Origin of the sequence: Sphingomonas sp. (assembly GCF_019749955.1) — a bacterium.
Lineage (GTDB): Bacteria > Pseudomonadota > Alphaproteobacteria > Sphingomonadales > Sphingomonadaceae > Sphingomonas.
The window spans coordinates 34,120-49,747 of the sequence record NZ_JAIEPC010000017.1; the positions used below are offsets into that span (position 1 = coordinate 34,120).

Here is a 15,628-nt window from a genome sequence, read left to right on the forward strand (position 1 = left end):
CCTCCGCCACTCAAACGATTGGCGCCGCAAGCGGGGAGACCGGGCCGTGCAACGACGTCATCTGGCCATCGCCCTCGGGCTGTTCATCGGCGCCACCCTCCCAATTGCAGCGCTCGCGTTGCCCGCCAACGCGCAGCCGCCCGGCGCCACCCGACCCCCTCGGCAGGCGCACCCGGCGCCCAAATCAGTCAACGACTGGCGCCCCGTGGTCGAAGGGCGGCTGAAAAACGGCCTGCGCTATGCCATCCTGCCGCGCCGCGCGAACGAGCCCGGCCTTGGCCTGTTGATGCGCGTCAAGGGCGGCTTCATCGCCGAACAGCGCCCGGGCGAGCGCGGCCTCGCGCATCTGATCGAGCATCTTGCCTTTGCCAGCCCGACCAAAGCCGCGCCTTACCAGGTTTACCGGTTTCCCAATATCGGCCTGCCGTTGACCTTCTCCGCACCCACGGCGGGGACGACGACGTGGGAAGAGAGCAATTACTTCGTGTCGACCCGCGCCACCAAGCTCGCCGATCTCGACACCTTGTTGTCGCTGTTTCGTGAAGTCGCGGGCGACATGACGTTGCGCGCCGACGCGGTCGCTGAACAACGCGCCGACGTGCTGCGCGAAATGGGCGAGAAGCGGTACGGCAATGAGATTTACGCGGGCTATGTCGCCGCGTTCGCGCCGGGATCGCCCACCGACGTGATCGATGCGCAGAATTCAGACGATGTACCGACCGCGAGCATCGACACGATCCGCGCGCTCTATCACCGGCTGTATCGCCCCGAACGGATGATGATCGTCGTCGTCGGCAACGTCGATCCGGCGAAGGCGACCGCGCTGATCCGCCAGCGCTTCGAGAACTGGCAAGGTACCGGCCCCGCGCCTGTATGGCCGCCGATCCCGGGCGTGAAGCCCGATCGCATCAGTCCGCTCAGCTATTCGGCCCGGCAGGACGGCCGCATGGTGGCGTTGACCGGCGTCACCTTTGCGATTCCGGCTCCGGCAGCAACACGAAGCCTGCAAATCGAAACGACGCTGATGAACATGGTCTTCATCCGCGCGGTCACTGATCGGCTCAGGCTGACCCAGCCCGACAGTCAGCCGGGGAAAACCGGCGCCTTCATCGAGAATGGCGAAAATGGCTATGGCCTGATCCTGCTGTGGGACAATCTGGCCGCCGATCATTGGCGATCGGGCCTCGCCACGCTGAAGAAGACGACCTGCGACTTGCAGACGCAAGGATTGTCCGACGCCGAATGGGCAGCGGCCCGAAAGACTGTCATCGGCGAACTCGAACAGCGATCTGCCGCGATGGCGGGCGTGCCGAATGTCGAGCTTGCCAAGGATCTTTCGCACGCGCTCGCGGCGGGACGGGCGCTGGTGCCGCCGAATGAACTGCTGCGCCATGCCCGCGCCTGGTTCCCGACCGTCGACGCCGCTGCCGGCAATCGCTGGTGGCGCGAAAAATGGCGCGCGGGCGTCGAACACGTCCGGTTGGAAACGCCCGAACTCGCGCAAATCAACGACCCGCAGGCGGAAATTCGCACGCTGCTCGATGACGCCGTCGGCCAAAATCCGGGCTGCAAGCTGCGCTGATCCTGGTTTAGCCTCGCGGTGTAGAGTCGGCGGGCATATCGATCACGAAGGGCTGGCAAAGTTGGATTTACGCAGCTATGTTCTTTTTTCGTTCCAATTGAGTCGTGCCAGATGCTGCGGCACCCCCCTAGGATGGTCGTGACTTTTGACACCTTTCGCGGGCATCAAGGGGACGGAAAAGGGGGCAAGGCATGGGCTATGACCGGCGCATCGTCGCCATCGTGCTGGCGGCGGTGCTGATCGATACGATCGGCTTTGGCATCGTGATCCCGATTCTGCCGCAGCTCATCACCGATCTGGGCCAGGTCGATCTGGAGCAGGCGACGCGGATTTCGGGCTATCTGCTCGGCGTCTATGCGCTGACGCAATTCGTCGCCGGGCCGGTGCTCGGCAATTTGAGCGACCGGTACGGGCGGCGCCCGGTGATGATCGCGTCGATGCTGTCGTTCGGCGCGGATTACGCGCTGATGGCGTTTGCGCCAACCCTCGCCTGGCTCTTCCTCGGCCGCGCGCTAGCCGGGATTTGCGGCGCGATTTACGGCCCGGCAAGTGCTGCACTCGCCGACGCCAGCACGCCCGAAAAGCGCGGCACGGTGTTCGGCTGGATCGGCGCCGCCTTTGGCTTGGGCTTCATCATTGGCCCCGCGATTGGCGGCCTGCTCGCCGGGCTGGGGCCGCGTGCGCCGTTTCTGGCGGCGGCGCTGCTCGCGGCTGTCAACGCAGCGGCAATGCTGGCGTTTCTGCCCGAATCGCTCGCGCCCGAAAACCGGCGCCCGTTCGAGTGGCGCAGCGCAAACGTCGCCAGCGCCTTCCGGCCGCTGTTCAAATGCGGTGAGGCCGCGCCGTTGCTGATCGCGTGGTTCTGCTGGATTCTGGCGAACAATGTCTATCCGGCGACCTGGTCGTTCTGGAGCGCGGCGCGCTTTGGCTGGGATGCGGCGGCGATCGGCTGGTCGCTGGCCTTTGTCGGGCTGGTGATGACGCTGGTGCAGATCTTCCTGACCGGGCCGATCATCGCCAAACTGGGTGAGCGACGGTCGGTCGTCATCGGTCTGGCGAGCGGCATGGGGGCATTTCTGGGCTATGTATTCGTGACGCAAGGGTGGCACGCCTATGCGATTTTTCTGGTCAGTGGCCTTTCGGCGCTGGTGTTTCCAGCCATGAACGGACTGCTATCACGGCTGGTCGACGCATCGCATCAGGGCGCGCTGCAGGGCGGCATCGGCAGCATGAGCAGCCTCGCCTCGATCCTCGCCCCGCTGCTGCTGACCCAGGCGCTGGCGGAAGGCGTCGCGCGCGGCTTTCCCGGCGCGGCATTCCTGCTTGCGGGGATATTGGCGGGCGTGGCCTTGCTCATCATCGTTGCCAAAGTGCTGGGTCGCGTGCCGCCGAAGGAAGTGGCGGCGGCGGGCGGTTAAGACCTGATGACGATCCGTTCGTTTCGAGCGCAGTCGAGAAACAAGCTCCAAGCGATGCGCATCGTGTCTCGACTTCGCTCGACACAAACGGCGAAAGGGATTGGATTAGCCCGAATCTTTGCCGCGTTACCCCTCTTTCCCCGGCCGCCGGCTCAGCGCGACGTCGAGGTGCCCGCCGGCATCGACGAGCATCACTTCGCCCGTCACGCTCCGCATCGCCGGGTCGAGCAGGTTGACGACGGGCGCCGCGACATCGGGGGCCATCGTCGCGAGCGCCATCGGCACGCTGGCCGCGATCCGCTCGTTGAGCTTGGCGAAACCCACAGCGCCCAGCCGCTTTTCGAACCAGCCGGTGCCGACATAGCCCGGCGCCACCGCATTCACCCGGATGGCAGGCGCCATCACCCGCGCAAGGCTCTTGGTCATCGTGATCAGCGCACCTTTGGAGGCAGCATAAGCAACCGACGATCCCATGCCAAACACGCCCGCGACCGAGGCGATGTTGACCACTGCGCTGGCATCCCCCGCCTTCAACGCGGGCGCACAGGCACGCACCATCTGGAAGGCGCCGATGACGTTGAGCTGATAAATGTCGATGAAATCTGCGCCCGACAGCGCGTCGAGATCTTCGTGCGCGGCAAATTTGGTGCGGCCCGAATTGTTGACGAGGAAATCGATGCGGCCAAAGGCGTCGGTCGCGGCCTTCGCCAGCGCACGGCACTGCGCGTCGTCGGTGATGTCGGCCTGCACCGCAATTGCCCCGCCGCTCACTTCAGCGGCGAGCGCCTCGGCATCATCGCGACTCGACGCATAGTTGATGACGCAGTGGACCCCGCGCGCGGCGAGCAGCCGCACCGTCGCCGCGCCAATCCCCGTCCCGCCGCCGGTGACGACGGCAACGCGCCCCTCCCAGCTCATGCAGCCGCACTCGGCCGCGCGGTGGCGCGGTCGTGCCACGCCTTCAGCGCCGTCAAATCATCAGGCATCGGCAGCCCAATCCAGGTCGAAAAGTCGATCGTTGTCAGCAGCACGATATCGGCGATCGAGAAATTCTTGCCCGCCAGCCACTGCCGATCGGTGAGCGCAGTATCGAACTCGCGCATCACCACCAGCGCGCGCTTGCGCTGCGTCTCGCCAAAGTCGGGGAACTGCGGCTTCACCACCCGGGCGGTGAAGGGATGGGTATGCATCCACACCATCCCCACCGGAATCATCAGCCGCATTTCCACGCGGCGCACCCACATGTCGACATCGGCAATCCCCTTGGGGCCGGTGCCGAACATCGGCGGATCGGGATTGAGCGCTTCGAGGAAGCGGCAGATCGACACGCTTTCGGTAATCACCTCGCCATCGTCGAGTTCAAGCGCCGGGATTTGCCCGAGCGGATTGACGGCCAGAAATTCCTCACCCTTGTGCTCGCCCTCAGGGATCGACAGCACTTTGGTGGTGATCTTCAGGCCCTTCTCGGCCATAAAAATCCGTACACGCCGAGGGTTAGGGGCCGGGTTGACGGCATCGTAGAACAGCATGAACTTTGGCTCCCGGTCACGTTTTCGAAGATCGCGTATGGCATTTTGGTAGCGGCTCGCCTAGCGCTTCGCTCAATCGGAGGGGATATGGACGCCGCGACCCAGCTTGCCAGCGACTTTGCCGCGCTGCCGGAGATCATCCGCGCGCATGGCATCGAGCGCGGCGCCAAGACCGCGATCGTCGGCGAGGACGGCGCGCTGAGCTATGCCGCGCTTGATGCCGCGATGGACCGGATCGCAGCGGCGCTCCAGCGCGATGGTTTGGCGCACGCACAGGCGGTCGCAATCGTTGGGGCGCCTTCGGTCGCTTGTGCGACAGTGTTCCTCGCGACCCTGCGCGCTGGCGGCGCTGCCACCCCGCTGGCACCGGGATCGACGCCCGAACAGCTCGCCGCGATGATCAATGATTGCGGCGCAGCGCATGTCTTCGTCGACGCGAACGCGCGGGCAGCGCTCGCCGGCCAGCCCATCGCCGCGCGGATGATCGAGCTCGGCAGCGCGGACTTCGACGCCTGGCTCGCCCAGGAAGGCACCCGCCCCGCCCCGGTCGAGATCGCGCCCGCCGACCCCTTCAACATCATCTATTCCTCGGGCACCACCGGCACGCCCAAGGGGATCGTCCAGAGCCACGCGATGCGCTGGGCGCATATCCACCGCAATGCCGCCGCCGGGTTCGGCGACGCGGTGACGATGGTCGCCACGCCGCTCTATTCGAACACCACATTGGTCGTATTCCTGCCGACGATCGGCTGGGGCGGCACCGCCGTCATCATGGCCAAGTTCGACGCGCGCCGATTCCTCGAAATGGCCGAGGCCAACCGCGCAACGCATGCGATGCTGGTGCCGGTGCAATATAGCCGCATCATGGCAATCCCCGATTTCGACGCCTTCGACCTGTCCAGCTTCCGGCTCAAGACCTGCACGTCGGCGCCTTTCTCGGCCAAGCTCAAGGCCGATGTTTGCGCGCGCTGGCCGGGGTTGCTGGTCGAATATTATGGCATGACCGAAGGTGGCGGCACGACGATCCTCAATTGCACACTCAACCCCACCAAGCTGCACAGCGTCGGCCTGGCCGCCGAGGGGCACGACATCCGCCTGATCGACGATGATGGCAACGAAGTAGCCGCCGGTGAGATGGGCGAGGTGGTCGGCCGGTCACCCGCGATGATGAACGGCTATCACGGCCGCCCCGACGCAACCGCCGCCGCCGAATGGCACGACGGTGAGGGCAACCGCTACATCCGCCACGGCGATGTCGGGCGCTTCGACGAAGACGGCTTCCTGATCCTGATGGACCGCAAGAAGGACCTGATCATCTCGGGCGGGTTCAACATTTACCCCAGCGACTTGGAAGCCGTGCTGCGCACTCACCCGCAAGTCGCCGATTGCGCCGTGGTCGGCGTGCCGAGCAAAGCCTGGGGCGAAACGCCGGTGGGTTTTTTCGTGGCGAATGGCGGTGCCGATGCGGCGGCAATCCTCGCCGATACCAACGCCAAGCTCGGCAAGACCCAACGCCTCGCTGATCTGGTTGCGGTCGATGAACTGCCGAGGAGCGCGATCGGCAAAGTGCTCAAGCGCGAATTGCGCGATCAATGGAAAGCCATAGCATGACGACGCTTGCCGAAATTCTTGGCCAGACCACGCCGATCGAGGGCGGCTTTGTCGGCGCAATCCCGACCGACTGGATGCAGGGGCGCACCAGCTATGGCGGACTGTCGGCGGCACTCGCGCTGCATGCCGCGCAGCAATGCGAGCCCGATCTGCCGCCGCTGCGATCGGCGCAAGTGTCGTTCATCGGCCCACTGGCGGGAGAGGTTCGCGTCACCGCCACCAAGCTGCGGCGCGGGCGCACAGCGGCGTTCATTCAGGCCGATGTCGTGTCCGATGCCGGGTTAGGCCTGCGCGCCACTTTCGTGTTCATGGCCGACCAGCCCTCGGTTGTGGACTTCGACCAGCGCCCACCGGTTGATCGTCGCCCGCCCGAACCCGGCACCAAGTTATGGAGCGGGCCGGAGGGATTCTTCGCCCAGAATTTCGAATTCTTCGACATGAAAGAGCCCGAGATCGGCCCCGCCGAGTTGCTGCGCTGGGGCCGGATGAAGGCCTTTGAAGGGATCGACCCTATGGTGCATGTGATGGCGATCGCCGACGGCATGCCGCCCGCCGCGATCCGGCTGTTCGGGCAGCAGATGGGGCCGATCAGCTCGCTCACCTGGATCGTCAATCTGCTCACGCCGACGCCATCGACGACCGACGGCTGGTGGCTGCTGCGCGCGCAGTCGGACTATGCCCGCAACGGCTGTTCGAGCCAGTCGATGGCGCTCTGGAATGCCGACGGGCAGCTTATCGCCGAAGGGATGCAAAGCGTCGCGATCTTCGCCTGACGCTGCCCTGCTGCGACAAATTGCGACAATTCGGGCATCCGATGACAAAAGCGCGCGACATCTGGGCGCGAAAAGTTGGTCGACAGGTCACGCGTTGCTGACGCGATCAGGAAAAGGAACGACCATGAGGCATTGGATCACCGCCACGGCGCTTGCCGGGATTGTCATGTCGAGCGCGGCCTGCGCGCAGCCCGCACCGCAGCAGGGCCCGAGCCCGAGTAAGGCCGATCGTCGCGCGGTGCGGCTCGGTGACGGCAATGGCGACGGCGTCGTCACCCGCGCCGAATTCCTCGCGCAGGCGGCCAAGCGCTTCGACATGATGGACGCAAACAAGGACGGTCAGCTTACGCCTGAAGAGCGCAAGACCGCACGCGACACGATGCGCGCTGAGCACCCGGGTGGGCCAGGCGGCATGGGACCTGACGGCATGGGTCCGGGCGGCCCCGGCGGCGACAAGGCAGGCGGACCCGGCATGCCCCCGCCGCCCGGTGGCGCAGGTCCGCGCGGACCCGGCGGCGGCGGTGGTGGCGGGATGCTCGCGCGGCTCGACACCAATGGCGACGGCAAGGTCACGCGGGCCGAATATGTGGCGCCCTTCGACCTTCTCGATGCCAATAAGGACGGCTTCATCGACGCGACCGAGCGCGCCGCGATCCCGCAGGGCGGGTCTGGCGGCGGTGGCGCAGGCGGCGGCGGGCGGATGGCCCGGCTCGACCGCAATGGCGACGGCAAGCTTAGCCGCGCCGAGTTCGAGGCCCCGTTCGCCCGGATCGACACCAACAACGACGGCATAGTCGACGCCAGCGAGCGGGATGCCATTCGCGCACGCCTCGGCGCGGGCGGTGGACGGCGCTTCGGCGGGCAAGGGCCGCGTGCATCCGAAGCGGAACTTCAGCCGCAATAAGCCCACCGAGATACCGGGGATTTTCCCTGGTTGCCGGGCGGACACATCCCCTCCCCGTCCGCCCGGCCCTACCCCTTGCACGAACTGACAAAGCCTATGCTAAACCCGAATGTCATGGCCGATCAGCCCCATTTGCTGCTTGTCGACGACGAGCGATCGATCCGCGAGCCGCTGGCGCAATTCCTGTCGCGCCAGGGTTTTCGGGTCACGCAAGCCGCCGATGCCGAAGCCGCGCGGACGCGGCTGGCGGCCTATGCAATCGATCTCGCCATCCTCGACATCATGATGCCGGGGGAGGATGGCCTCAGCCTGACGCGGCACGTGCGCGCGACCAGCGACGTGCCCGTCATCCTGCTGACCGCGCGGAGCGAAGAGACCGACCGCATCGTCGGGCTGGAGATGGGCGCGGACGATTATGTCGTGAAGCCCTTTTCGCCGCGCGAACTGGCGACGCGGGTCAAGGTCGTGCTGCGGCGTGCGGCCAATGGCGGCGCGCGGCTCCACCCGCCCGAGGCCAATGCTTACGGCTTTGCCGGCTGGGTGCTCAAGACCGGCGAGCGCGCGCTCGTCGACCGCGAGGGTGTGTCGGTCGCGCTGTCGACGGGCGAATATAATCTGCTGCTCGCGCTGGTTCAGCGCCCGCGTCAGGTGTTGACGCGCGACCAGTTGCTCGATCTGACGCAGGGCCGCGAAGCCGCTGCGTTCGACCGCGCAATTGACAATCAGGTCAGCCGCTTACGCCGGAAGATTGAGTCCGACCCCAAGCTGCCCGACATCATCAAGACCGTCTGGGGCGGCGGTTATACGCTGGCGGCTGAAGTCCACCGGCTGTGAACCACCCGTGACCCTTGGTCGGCTGTGGCCGCGCAGCCTGCCCGGCCAATTGGCGATGCTGGTCGCGATTGCGCTGTTCGTGGCGCAGGCAATCAATTTCGCGCTGATCTTCGAAGCACGGCGGCAGGCGCGGCTGCAAGGCGTGGTCGGCCCGGCCGCCGCGCGCATCGCTGATGTCGAAGACCGGATTGCCGCTGGCCGTTTCCGCCAGCCGGGTGACGGGCGCGGGCGCATCCAGTTGGTGCCGCGTGATCCGCTCAGCGGAAGCACCACAAGGCTAACCGAAATCGAAACGGCACTGCGCAGCGAGTTGATCGAGCTCGGCCTGAAGCCCGGTCAAATCGACTCCGCTGTGCGCCCGGTTGACCGCAGCGACCCGCGGCTCCAGACTTTCGGGCGGCGGCAAGCCCAGCGCTACATGCGGTTCGGCGCGGAGCTTGTGGTCGCCGTCGAACGCCCGGACCATGGCGGCTGGCTGGTGCTGCGCGCGCCGTGGCAGCGGGGCGAGCGCGGGCTGATCGCGACGCTCGTCGCGCAGACGCTGATCCTCTACGTGATCGTGCTGCTGCCGATGCTATGGGCGGCGCGGCGGATTTCCCGGCCCTTGCAAACGCTGGCGGCGGCGGCGCGCAGCTATCGCCCCGGCGATATCGCGCCGCCGCTCGACGAGACCGGCCCCAATGACGTGCGCGCGGTGATCGCAGCGTTCAACCAGTTGCGGCTGCGCGTGTCGGCGATGCTCGACGAAAAGGATCAGATGCTCGGCGCGATCGGCCATGATCTGCGCACGCCACTCGCCGCGCTGCGCGTGCGGATCGAATCGGTCGACGATGATCAGGACCGCGCGCGCATGGCCGAGACGATTGACGACATGAGCCGTACGCTCGACGATATCCTCTCGCTCGCGCGGCTCGGGCGGCCAAGTGAGCCAGTGACAGAGGCCGATCTCGGCGCGCTGGTCGAGGCCGTGGTCGATGATTTCGACGCGCTCGGCGCCGATGTGCAGTTCGCTGAATCGCCGCGCATCACCCTGAAGCTCCGCCCCGCGCTGATGCGGCGCGCGGTGCGCAATCTGGTCGAAAACGCCGTCAAATATGGCGGATCGGCTGACGTCAGCATTGCCGCGCGCCCGACCGAGATCGACATCGTCATCGCCGATCGCGGCCCCGGCATCGCGCCCGACAAGATCGCGCATGTTTTCGACGCCTTCACTCGGCTCGAGAGCTCGCGCAATCGCGATACCGGCGGCGCAGGCCTCGGCCTGACGCTCGCCCGCGCGATCGTGCGCGAAGCGGGCGGCGACATCAGCTTGCGCAACCGCGATGGCGGCGGGCTCGACGCGACGATCGTGCTGCCGCGCCGCTAACGCGAGCGTTCGAAGCGACCGTTGCGCGTCAGGGGGTCGACCAACGCCGCAGGAGGTTATGGTAGAGCGCGGTTAATTCAACGACTTGCGGTGTACCGGTTGCGAGCGACTGGATCGTGCGATCGAGCGCGAACAGCATCGCGCGCGCCGCATGATCGCGCACCAGGCTCTGGACCCAGAAAAAGGCGGCTTCGCGCTCGCCGAAGGTCACCGGTTCAACGCGGTGCACGCTGCCCGCCGGATAGAGCAACAGGTCGCCCGCAGCCAGTTTCACGCCCGGCGCGCCATCGATTACGAGCTCGCCCCCGCCATACTCCTCGGGCGGCGTCAGAAACAAGGTCGCCGACAGGTCGAGCCGCATCCGCCCGCGCAGCAGCGGCCGGATGGCGTTGTCGACATGGTCGCCATAGCCCTCGCCACGCCCATAGCGGTTGAACAGCGGCGGCGCGATTTGCGCGGCGAGCGCGGCCGAGGCGAACACGCCGCTACGCGCGAGCGCGTCGAGGATGATCGCGCCTGCGCGGCGCCCGGCCGGATCATCCTCGTCGAGCTGGCGGTTGCGCTTGACCGCCGCCGATAGCGGACCGGCGGTGGCGCGCCCGTCGACCCACTGACCACCGGCGATCAGCGTGCGCACTTCGGCGATTTCGGCGGGCGTCAGGACGCCGGTGATTTCAAGCATCGCGCTAGGGCTACCCCAGATTATCGCGGCGCGCGCTCAAAAAACCGCCTTGAGCGCGACGAGCGCAGTGCGACCCGCACCGGGGATGACGTGAAAGGGGTGCAGCTGGTCATAATAAAGTGTGTCGGTAACGTTGTTCGCCGTCACCGACACGTCGAGCCAGCGCGTGACGCGGTAGCGTGCGCTGAGGTCGAGCACGGCATAGCCCGGCGCCACCAGATAAAGTGCCGGTGTGTTCTGCCCGACGCGGTCCGCCGCAGCCGTGACGTTCATTCCCAGATTGAAACGCGACGTGACATTATAGGCCGTGCTGAAAAAGCCGCTGTGGCGCGGGGTGATCGGCAAGGGCGCGCCGACGATCGGGCCGCCGGTGCCCGACGCCAAGGTGCGGCTGTCGAGATAGCTATAGCCGAACTTGACGTCCCAGCCCGGCAGCGGCGTCCCCCCGAACTCGATCTCGACGCCATCGACACGCTGCCGCCCGCCGAGCGCGTTGAATCCCGGTGTTGTCGGATTGGGGACGCGCGCATTGTCCTTTTCGATCCGGAACAGCGACGCGCTCAATAAGCCGCGCGCGCCGAAGACCTGCCACTTCGCGCCCCCTTCGACCGAGAAGCTTGTCTCGGGCGGCAGGTTGATATTGGCTTCGGCTACCGATCGCCCGGCCGAGACGAGCGATTCAATCCCCTCGCCCGACGGATTGAACGAATTGGCGTAGCCGACATAGAGCGTCAGCGACGGCACGGGCTTATAGAGCAAAGCGCCGCGATAGCTGAACTTGCGGTCGGTCCGGTCGATGTCGGTCGCGCGATCGGTCGCCCCCGATGCCGCGAACCTGGTGCTGACGTAGCGCGTCGAAAAACTGTCCCAGCGCAGGCCGATGATCGCGCGCCACTGCGGGCCGAGCTCGATCGTGTCGATTGCGAATATCCCGAAGGAAAACGACCGCGTGCGCGCGCGCAATCGCACAAAGCTGCTGGTGCCATCGGCGTAGAACGGGTTGGTCGGCGCGACGAGCGTGGTCCCAGGCACATTGGTATTGGTGACATAGACCGGCTCGGCGCCTTCGCGCGCGGCCTCGAACCCGGTGACCAAAATGTGCTGGGTGCCGCCCAGCTTGAAGGCGGTGCGCAGATCGACCTGGCCCTGGAGGAAGATGTCGCGGCTGGTGCCCTGAAACAGCGTTCGCGACACACTGATCTGGTCGAGCGGCGTCGTGCGCAGCGTGCCGGCAGGCAGCACCGCCTCGCTATAGCGAAAATCGCGACTGTTGTTCGAATAGCGGATCTGCGCGCGCAGCGATGTCTGCGCAGTGACATCATGCTCGACCCGGCCCGTGACAATATTGACGTTGGTATTCAGGCGATCATTGCTGAACCCGTAATAAGTGGTGCGCGCGACCGGCACCGGGACGCCGGGATTGGCCTGTGTGCCGACATACCAGGGAATGCCGTAATCGGGGCGGTTGCGCTCTTCCTGATGCTGATAGCCGATGAACAGCCGCGTCGCGGTCCCGAGCCCAAAGGCGATCTTGGGTGCCACAGCCCAGCGGCGGGACAGTGCGCCATCGCGCGCGGCCACGCCCGAGCGATGGACGACGGCATCGAGCCGCACCGCGCTACCGGTCCCGAGCACGCCCGCGACATTGGCGTCGACCGTGAAGCGCAGCGTGTCGTCGAGCCCGGCCTGGAACAAGGCTTCAACGCGCGTGGTCTGATCGGGCTGGCGCGTCGTCCGCGCGATCAAGCCACCGGTCGCACCTCGCCCGAACAGGATCGCTGACGGCCCTTTCAGCACATCGATCCGCGCATCGTCGAAGCTGTCGCGGAAGTAATAGCCGTAATCGCGGGCGTTATCGACGAACAGATCGTTGCGCGTCGTAAAGCCCCGCAGGATCGCGTTATTGCCCTGAAAACTGGTCTCGCCCGCGCCGAGGCTCAATCCCGCGACATTGCGCAAGGCATCGTTGAGATTGGAGACGCCGCGCCGTTCAAGGTCTTCGCGCGAAATCTCGGTGATCGCCTGCGGCTGTTCGGCGATCGGCAGGGTCAACCGGTCAACGGCGGCTTTCCCGTCGCGCGCGGCGGTGACGGTGACATCGGTCTTCGGTGCCTTGTCCGCTTCGCCAATCTCATGCGCTGCCGCTGCGGCGGGCACGGCCCCCAGCATCAGCGCGAGGCTGGCCGCCATGTCGCCCGCCGCGAAGCTGCACCGTTTTGCCAATCCGTCCGTCATTGTCAGGCCACCACGCGGTGATGCCTCAGCCGCGCTTGAGCTTGGCGGCGAGCTGGCGATGTTCGGTGCGCACTTCGGTGTCGACGTCGACGCAGAACGCCACCATCGCTGACAGGATCGTGTCGTTATATTTCTCGCCGCTGGTCCGCACGCCGCGTTCAGCGCGCTTCATCTCGGCCAGATTGACCCGCGCGCGCCCCGACAGCGCGGACAGCGTGCCAAGGCTTGCGGTGGCGCGCGCGCGGGCAGCCACCGGCGCGCCGCGCTTGGCGGCTGCGGCGACGGCGGTGCGGATCGCTTTGATATCGTGGTCGAAGCGATCGATGATGTCCTTGGACTTCTGAACGATCGCGTTGAGCTTGAGGACGGTCGGTTTGGTGAAGGGCGAGCTGAGCTGATCGATCCCTTGTTCGACGAACTTCTCGCGGATTGGCGGCGGCGTGCGGGGGGCCTGACCCGTGGCCGACGGCGCGGCGGTCTGCGCGCCAGCACCCGACAGCGCGGTAAAGCCAAGCAGTACCGATAGAAAAATGGACTTTAACATCATGCTATTCCCCACCGCCAGCGCGCCACTGCGACCGCCAGCTGATATTTGCACCGCCCCAAAGCAGCAGGGCCGCGCTCGGCTTTCCTTGCGCGACCCTGCCGTGGGAGCGTGCCGCCCGACGACCATGATCGCCGGACGGCACAACCTCATCGAACGCGATTAATCGTCGTCGCGTTCGCCACGAACCCGCTGGAACGCGTGGTTCGGGATGTACTGGCCGATGCTGACGCCGATGTTCTGGCCGGCCGTGCTGTCCCAGATCCAGTGCACGCCGTTGTAGACGCGGCTCTGGCCATTTTCTTCCTGCGCCTGTTCGAGCGAGCGGAAGCGAACGGGGACGAGCGGACGCGGCGTGCCGAACGGATCGACACCGGCACCGTTATATTCATCCGACACGAAGGTGAAACGCGTGTTGTTGGGGATGAAGCCACGGATCGTTTCGAACACCGCCGCGCCAAACGTGGCGTGGCCCGAAACATAGGCCGGGAACGGCGGCGTCGCGAGGATCGGGGCGGTCGTGTTGATCACCGAGATGCCGACGGGCTTCCAGGCGGCATCGGCCCCCGTCTGCGCATCGCCATCCTCAGTGCCACGGCGAATGCCGGTCACTGGACGCCAGTAGTTGTAGAAATACTTGCTGTCCCATGCCGCGATACCGGCATCGCCCATCGATGTTGCGACCATCGCAAGATAGCGTGAAAGCTCGGCAACACCGGTAACGCCATTGTTCTTGGCGAGCTGGATCGCAATCTGCATGTACAGGCGCGGCGGGGTGCCGAGCAGCGGCGCGCCGTCATAGCCCCAATAGTTGCCGATGAACTTGGTGGCGGCGGTGGCGGTGCTGCCAGCGGTATCGCTTGAAGCGCCGATTGCCTTCACTTCGTTCCAGCCAGCGCGATAGGCTGCCGTGCCGGGCATTGGCGGCGGCGGTGCGCGGAACTGGTCACCGCGTGCGAGCACGAACGGTGTCACCGCACCCCAATTGGCGCCCAGTGCCAGCCCATTGACGCTCCCCGGGGTTGCGCCCGGCGTCAGCGGATCGGGCGACCAGTTGAACGCCAGACCGTTGCCGTTGTTGACCGGTTGGCCGAAATAGGTCGTCGTCCCCGAAGCGACCCGGCCACCGGCACCGAACTGGACTTCGCTGACCTGCGAGCCATCGGCGCTGCGACGTGCGAGGATCGCGGCAGCGGCTGCCTGACCGACCACCTTGCCGGCGTTGATGCTGGCAGCCGAACCGCCAACCTGGCTCAGATCCGACGACAGCACGACGTCGATACGTGCCTGCTGGGTCGGGTAGAGCGCGACGAGCACGTCATGCGCGGCATAGCAGATCGCGGCATCGATCGACGCGCCACGCGGCGCGCTGCCAATGTTGTTGTACGGGCGGAACTTGCCCTTGAACGCATTGACGGCGTCGAACACGGCAATCTGCGTCATCGTAAAGGCACGCGCGGTGCGCACGGGGCCGCCCTGGCTCAGCGCAGCGCGACCGCCGCTAGGGGGCGTGTGATCGAGCGCGTTGGCATCGAGCGCGACTTCGGTCCACATCAGCACGCGATCGGCGGTGTCCGAAACACGGCGCGCATCGCGACGGTTTTCGAGGCGTTCGCGGATGTTCTTGGCAATGGCGGAGGTGCTGAATTCGCCGAGATAGCCAACTTCCTGGTCGCGGCTGAACTTGCCCTTACCTTCATCATCACCACGCGCAAACGCGGCAGACGGCATCAGCGCAGGCAGCGCCAATGCGGCCGTGGCAAGCACGGCAAGCTTTATCGATTTGGACATGGGGGTTCCTCTTTCCCAAATGGTTTCGATTGCTTTACGCATACGCAACAACACTCGGGTTCGGCTCGATCAAGATTGTGCTTTATTAAAGACAAACACGTCTTGATTTGTCTTTTCAATTTAATATTTGAAAAGAATTGCCCCTGCCTAGCCTCCGAGTCGGACTTTAGTTCAAGTTATCTCGAACCGCAACCATCCAGAATCGGGACAGATTCTTCAATTTGTCATAAAATTTTATCAACCATAACTATCCCCATATGCCACAATGATTTAACATCAATCATTGTATTAATGAATATTACGGTATCCCAATCTTTTTCGTCGTAACCATAAGTCGCGCTTGCCAGCGCCCCCCGATA

At 65.5% G+C, this 15,628-nt stretch carries 13 protein-coding genes; 7 read left to right on the forward strand and 6 right to left on the reverse strand.

All coding sequences use genetic code 11. The features are described 5' to 3' along the window. Positions 1-46 precede the first annotated feature (46 nt). Together K2W81_RS06065 and K2W81_RS06070 are read left to right on the forward strand one after the other, a co-directional pair. Positions 47-1,582, forward strand: coding sequence for an insulinase family protein (locus tag K2W81_RS06065; RefSeq protein ID WP_294102254.1), 1,536 nt, complete (start codon positions 47-49; stop codon positions 1,580-1,582). A gap of 191 nt (positions 1,583-1,773) precedes the next feature. After that, entirely contained in the window at positions 1,774-3,000 is a 1,227-nt protein-coding gene (locus K2W81_RS06070; protein WP_294102255.1) for an MFS transporter, read from the forward strand. A gap of 126 nt (positions 3,001-3,126) precedes the next feature. Here the strand turns inward: K2W81_RS06070 and K2W81_RS06075 are convergent, their stop codons facing one another. Both K2W81_RS06075 and K2W81_RS06080 read right to left on the reverse strand, forming a co-directional pair. Then, positions 3,127-3,957 carry an SDR family oxidoreductase gene (locus K2W81_RS06075; protein ID WP_294102256.1) on the reverse strand — a complete coding sequence of 277 codons (831 nt, stop codon included), beginning with the start codon at positions 3,955-3,957 and terminating at the stop codon, positions 3,127-3,129. Further along, positions 3,915-4,529, reverse strand: a complete 615-nt coding sequence (locus tag K2W81_RS06080) for a glutathione S-transferase family protein (RefSeq protein ID WP_294102257.1) — start codon at positions 4,527-4,529, stop codon at positions 3,915-3,917. The genes K2W81_RS06075 and K2W81_RS06080 overlap by 43 nt, the downstream gene beginning before the upstream one ends. Before the next feature lie 87 nt (positions 4,530-4,616). On the opposite strand from K2W81_RS06080, the gene K2W81_RS06085 reads away from it, so the two are divergent. The 5 genes from K2W81_RS06085 (at position 4,617) to K2W81_RS06105 (ending at position 10,017) form a co-directional block, all read left to right on the forward strand. Next, entirely contained in the window at positions 4,617-6,140 is a 1,524-nt protein-coding gene (locus K2W81_RS06085; protein WP_294102259.1) for a class I adenylate-forming enzyme family protein, read from the forward strand. Further along, a complete protein-coding gene (locus tag K2W81_RS06090; RefSeq protein ID WP_294102262.1) occupies positions 6,137-6,913 on the forward strand; it encodes a thioesterase family protein in 777 nt (258 codons plus the stop codon). The genes K2W81_RS06085 and K2W81_RS06090 overlap by 4 nt, the downstream gene beginning before the upstream one ends. 124 nt (positions 6,914-7,037) lie before the next feature. Continuing rightward, positions 7,038-7,817: a hypothetical protein gene (locus K2W81_RS06095; protein ID WP_294102263.1), complete on the forward strand. Its 780-nt coding sequence runs from the start codon at positions 7,038-7,040 to the stop codon at positions 7,815-7,817. A gap of 114 nt (positions 7,818-7,931) precedes the next feature. Continuing rightward, positions 7,932-8,651: a response regulator gene (locus tag K2W81_RS06100; RefSeq protein ID WP_294102264.1), complete on the forward strand. Its 720-nt coding sequence runs from the start codon at positions 7,932-7,934 to the stop codon at positions 8,649-8,651. Between the two features lie 7 nt (positions 8,652-8,658). Next, positions 8,659-10,017, forward strand: coding sequence for a HAMP domain-containing sensor histidine kinase (locus tag K2W81_RS06105; RefSeq protein WP_294102266.1), 1,359 nt, complete (start codon positions 8,659-8,661; stop codon positions 10,015-10,017). A gap of 28 nt (positions 10,018-10,045) precedes the next feature. Here the strand turns inward: K2W81_RS06105 and K2W81_RS06110 are convergent, their stop codons facing one another. From K2W81_RS06110 to K2W81_RS06125, 4 genes are all read right to left on the reverse strand, one after another. Then, positions 10,046-10,699, reverse strand: coding sequence for a Fe2+-dependent dioxygenase (locus K2W81_RS06110; protein WP_294102268.1), 654 nt, complete (start codon positions 10,697-10,699; stop codon positions 10,046-10,048). A gap of 36 nt (positions 10,700-10,735) precedes the next feature. After that, complete coding sequence (locus K2W81_RS06115; protein WP_294102270.1) at positions 10,736-12,934, reverse strand: TonB-dependent siderophore receptor; 2,199 nt, start codon at positions 12,932-12,934, stop codon at positions 10,736-10,738. A gap of 25 nt (positions 12,935-12,959) precedes the next feature. Beyond that, the gene (locus K2W81_RS06120) at positions 12,960-13,478 is read right to left on the reverse strand and encodes a hypothetical protein (protein WP_294102272.1); all 519 of its coding nucleotides are present in this window, start codon (positions 13,476-13,478) and stop codon (positions 12,960-12,962) included. Positions 13,479-13,640: 162 nt separating this feature from the next. Continuing rightward, positions 13,641-15,269, reverse strand: a complete 1,629-nt coding sequence (locus K2W81_RS06125) for a vanadium-dependent haloperoxidase (protein WP_294102274.1) — start codon at positions 15,267-15,269, stop codon at positions 13,641-13,643. Between the last annotated feature and the right edge of the window lie 359 nt (positions 15,270-15,628).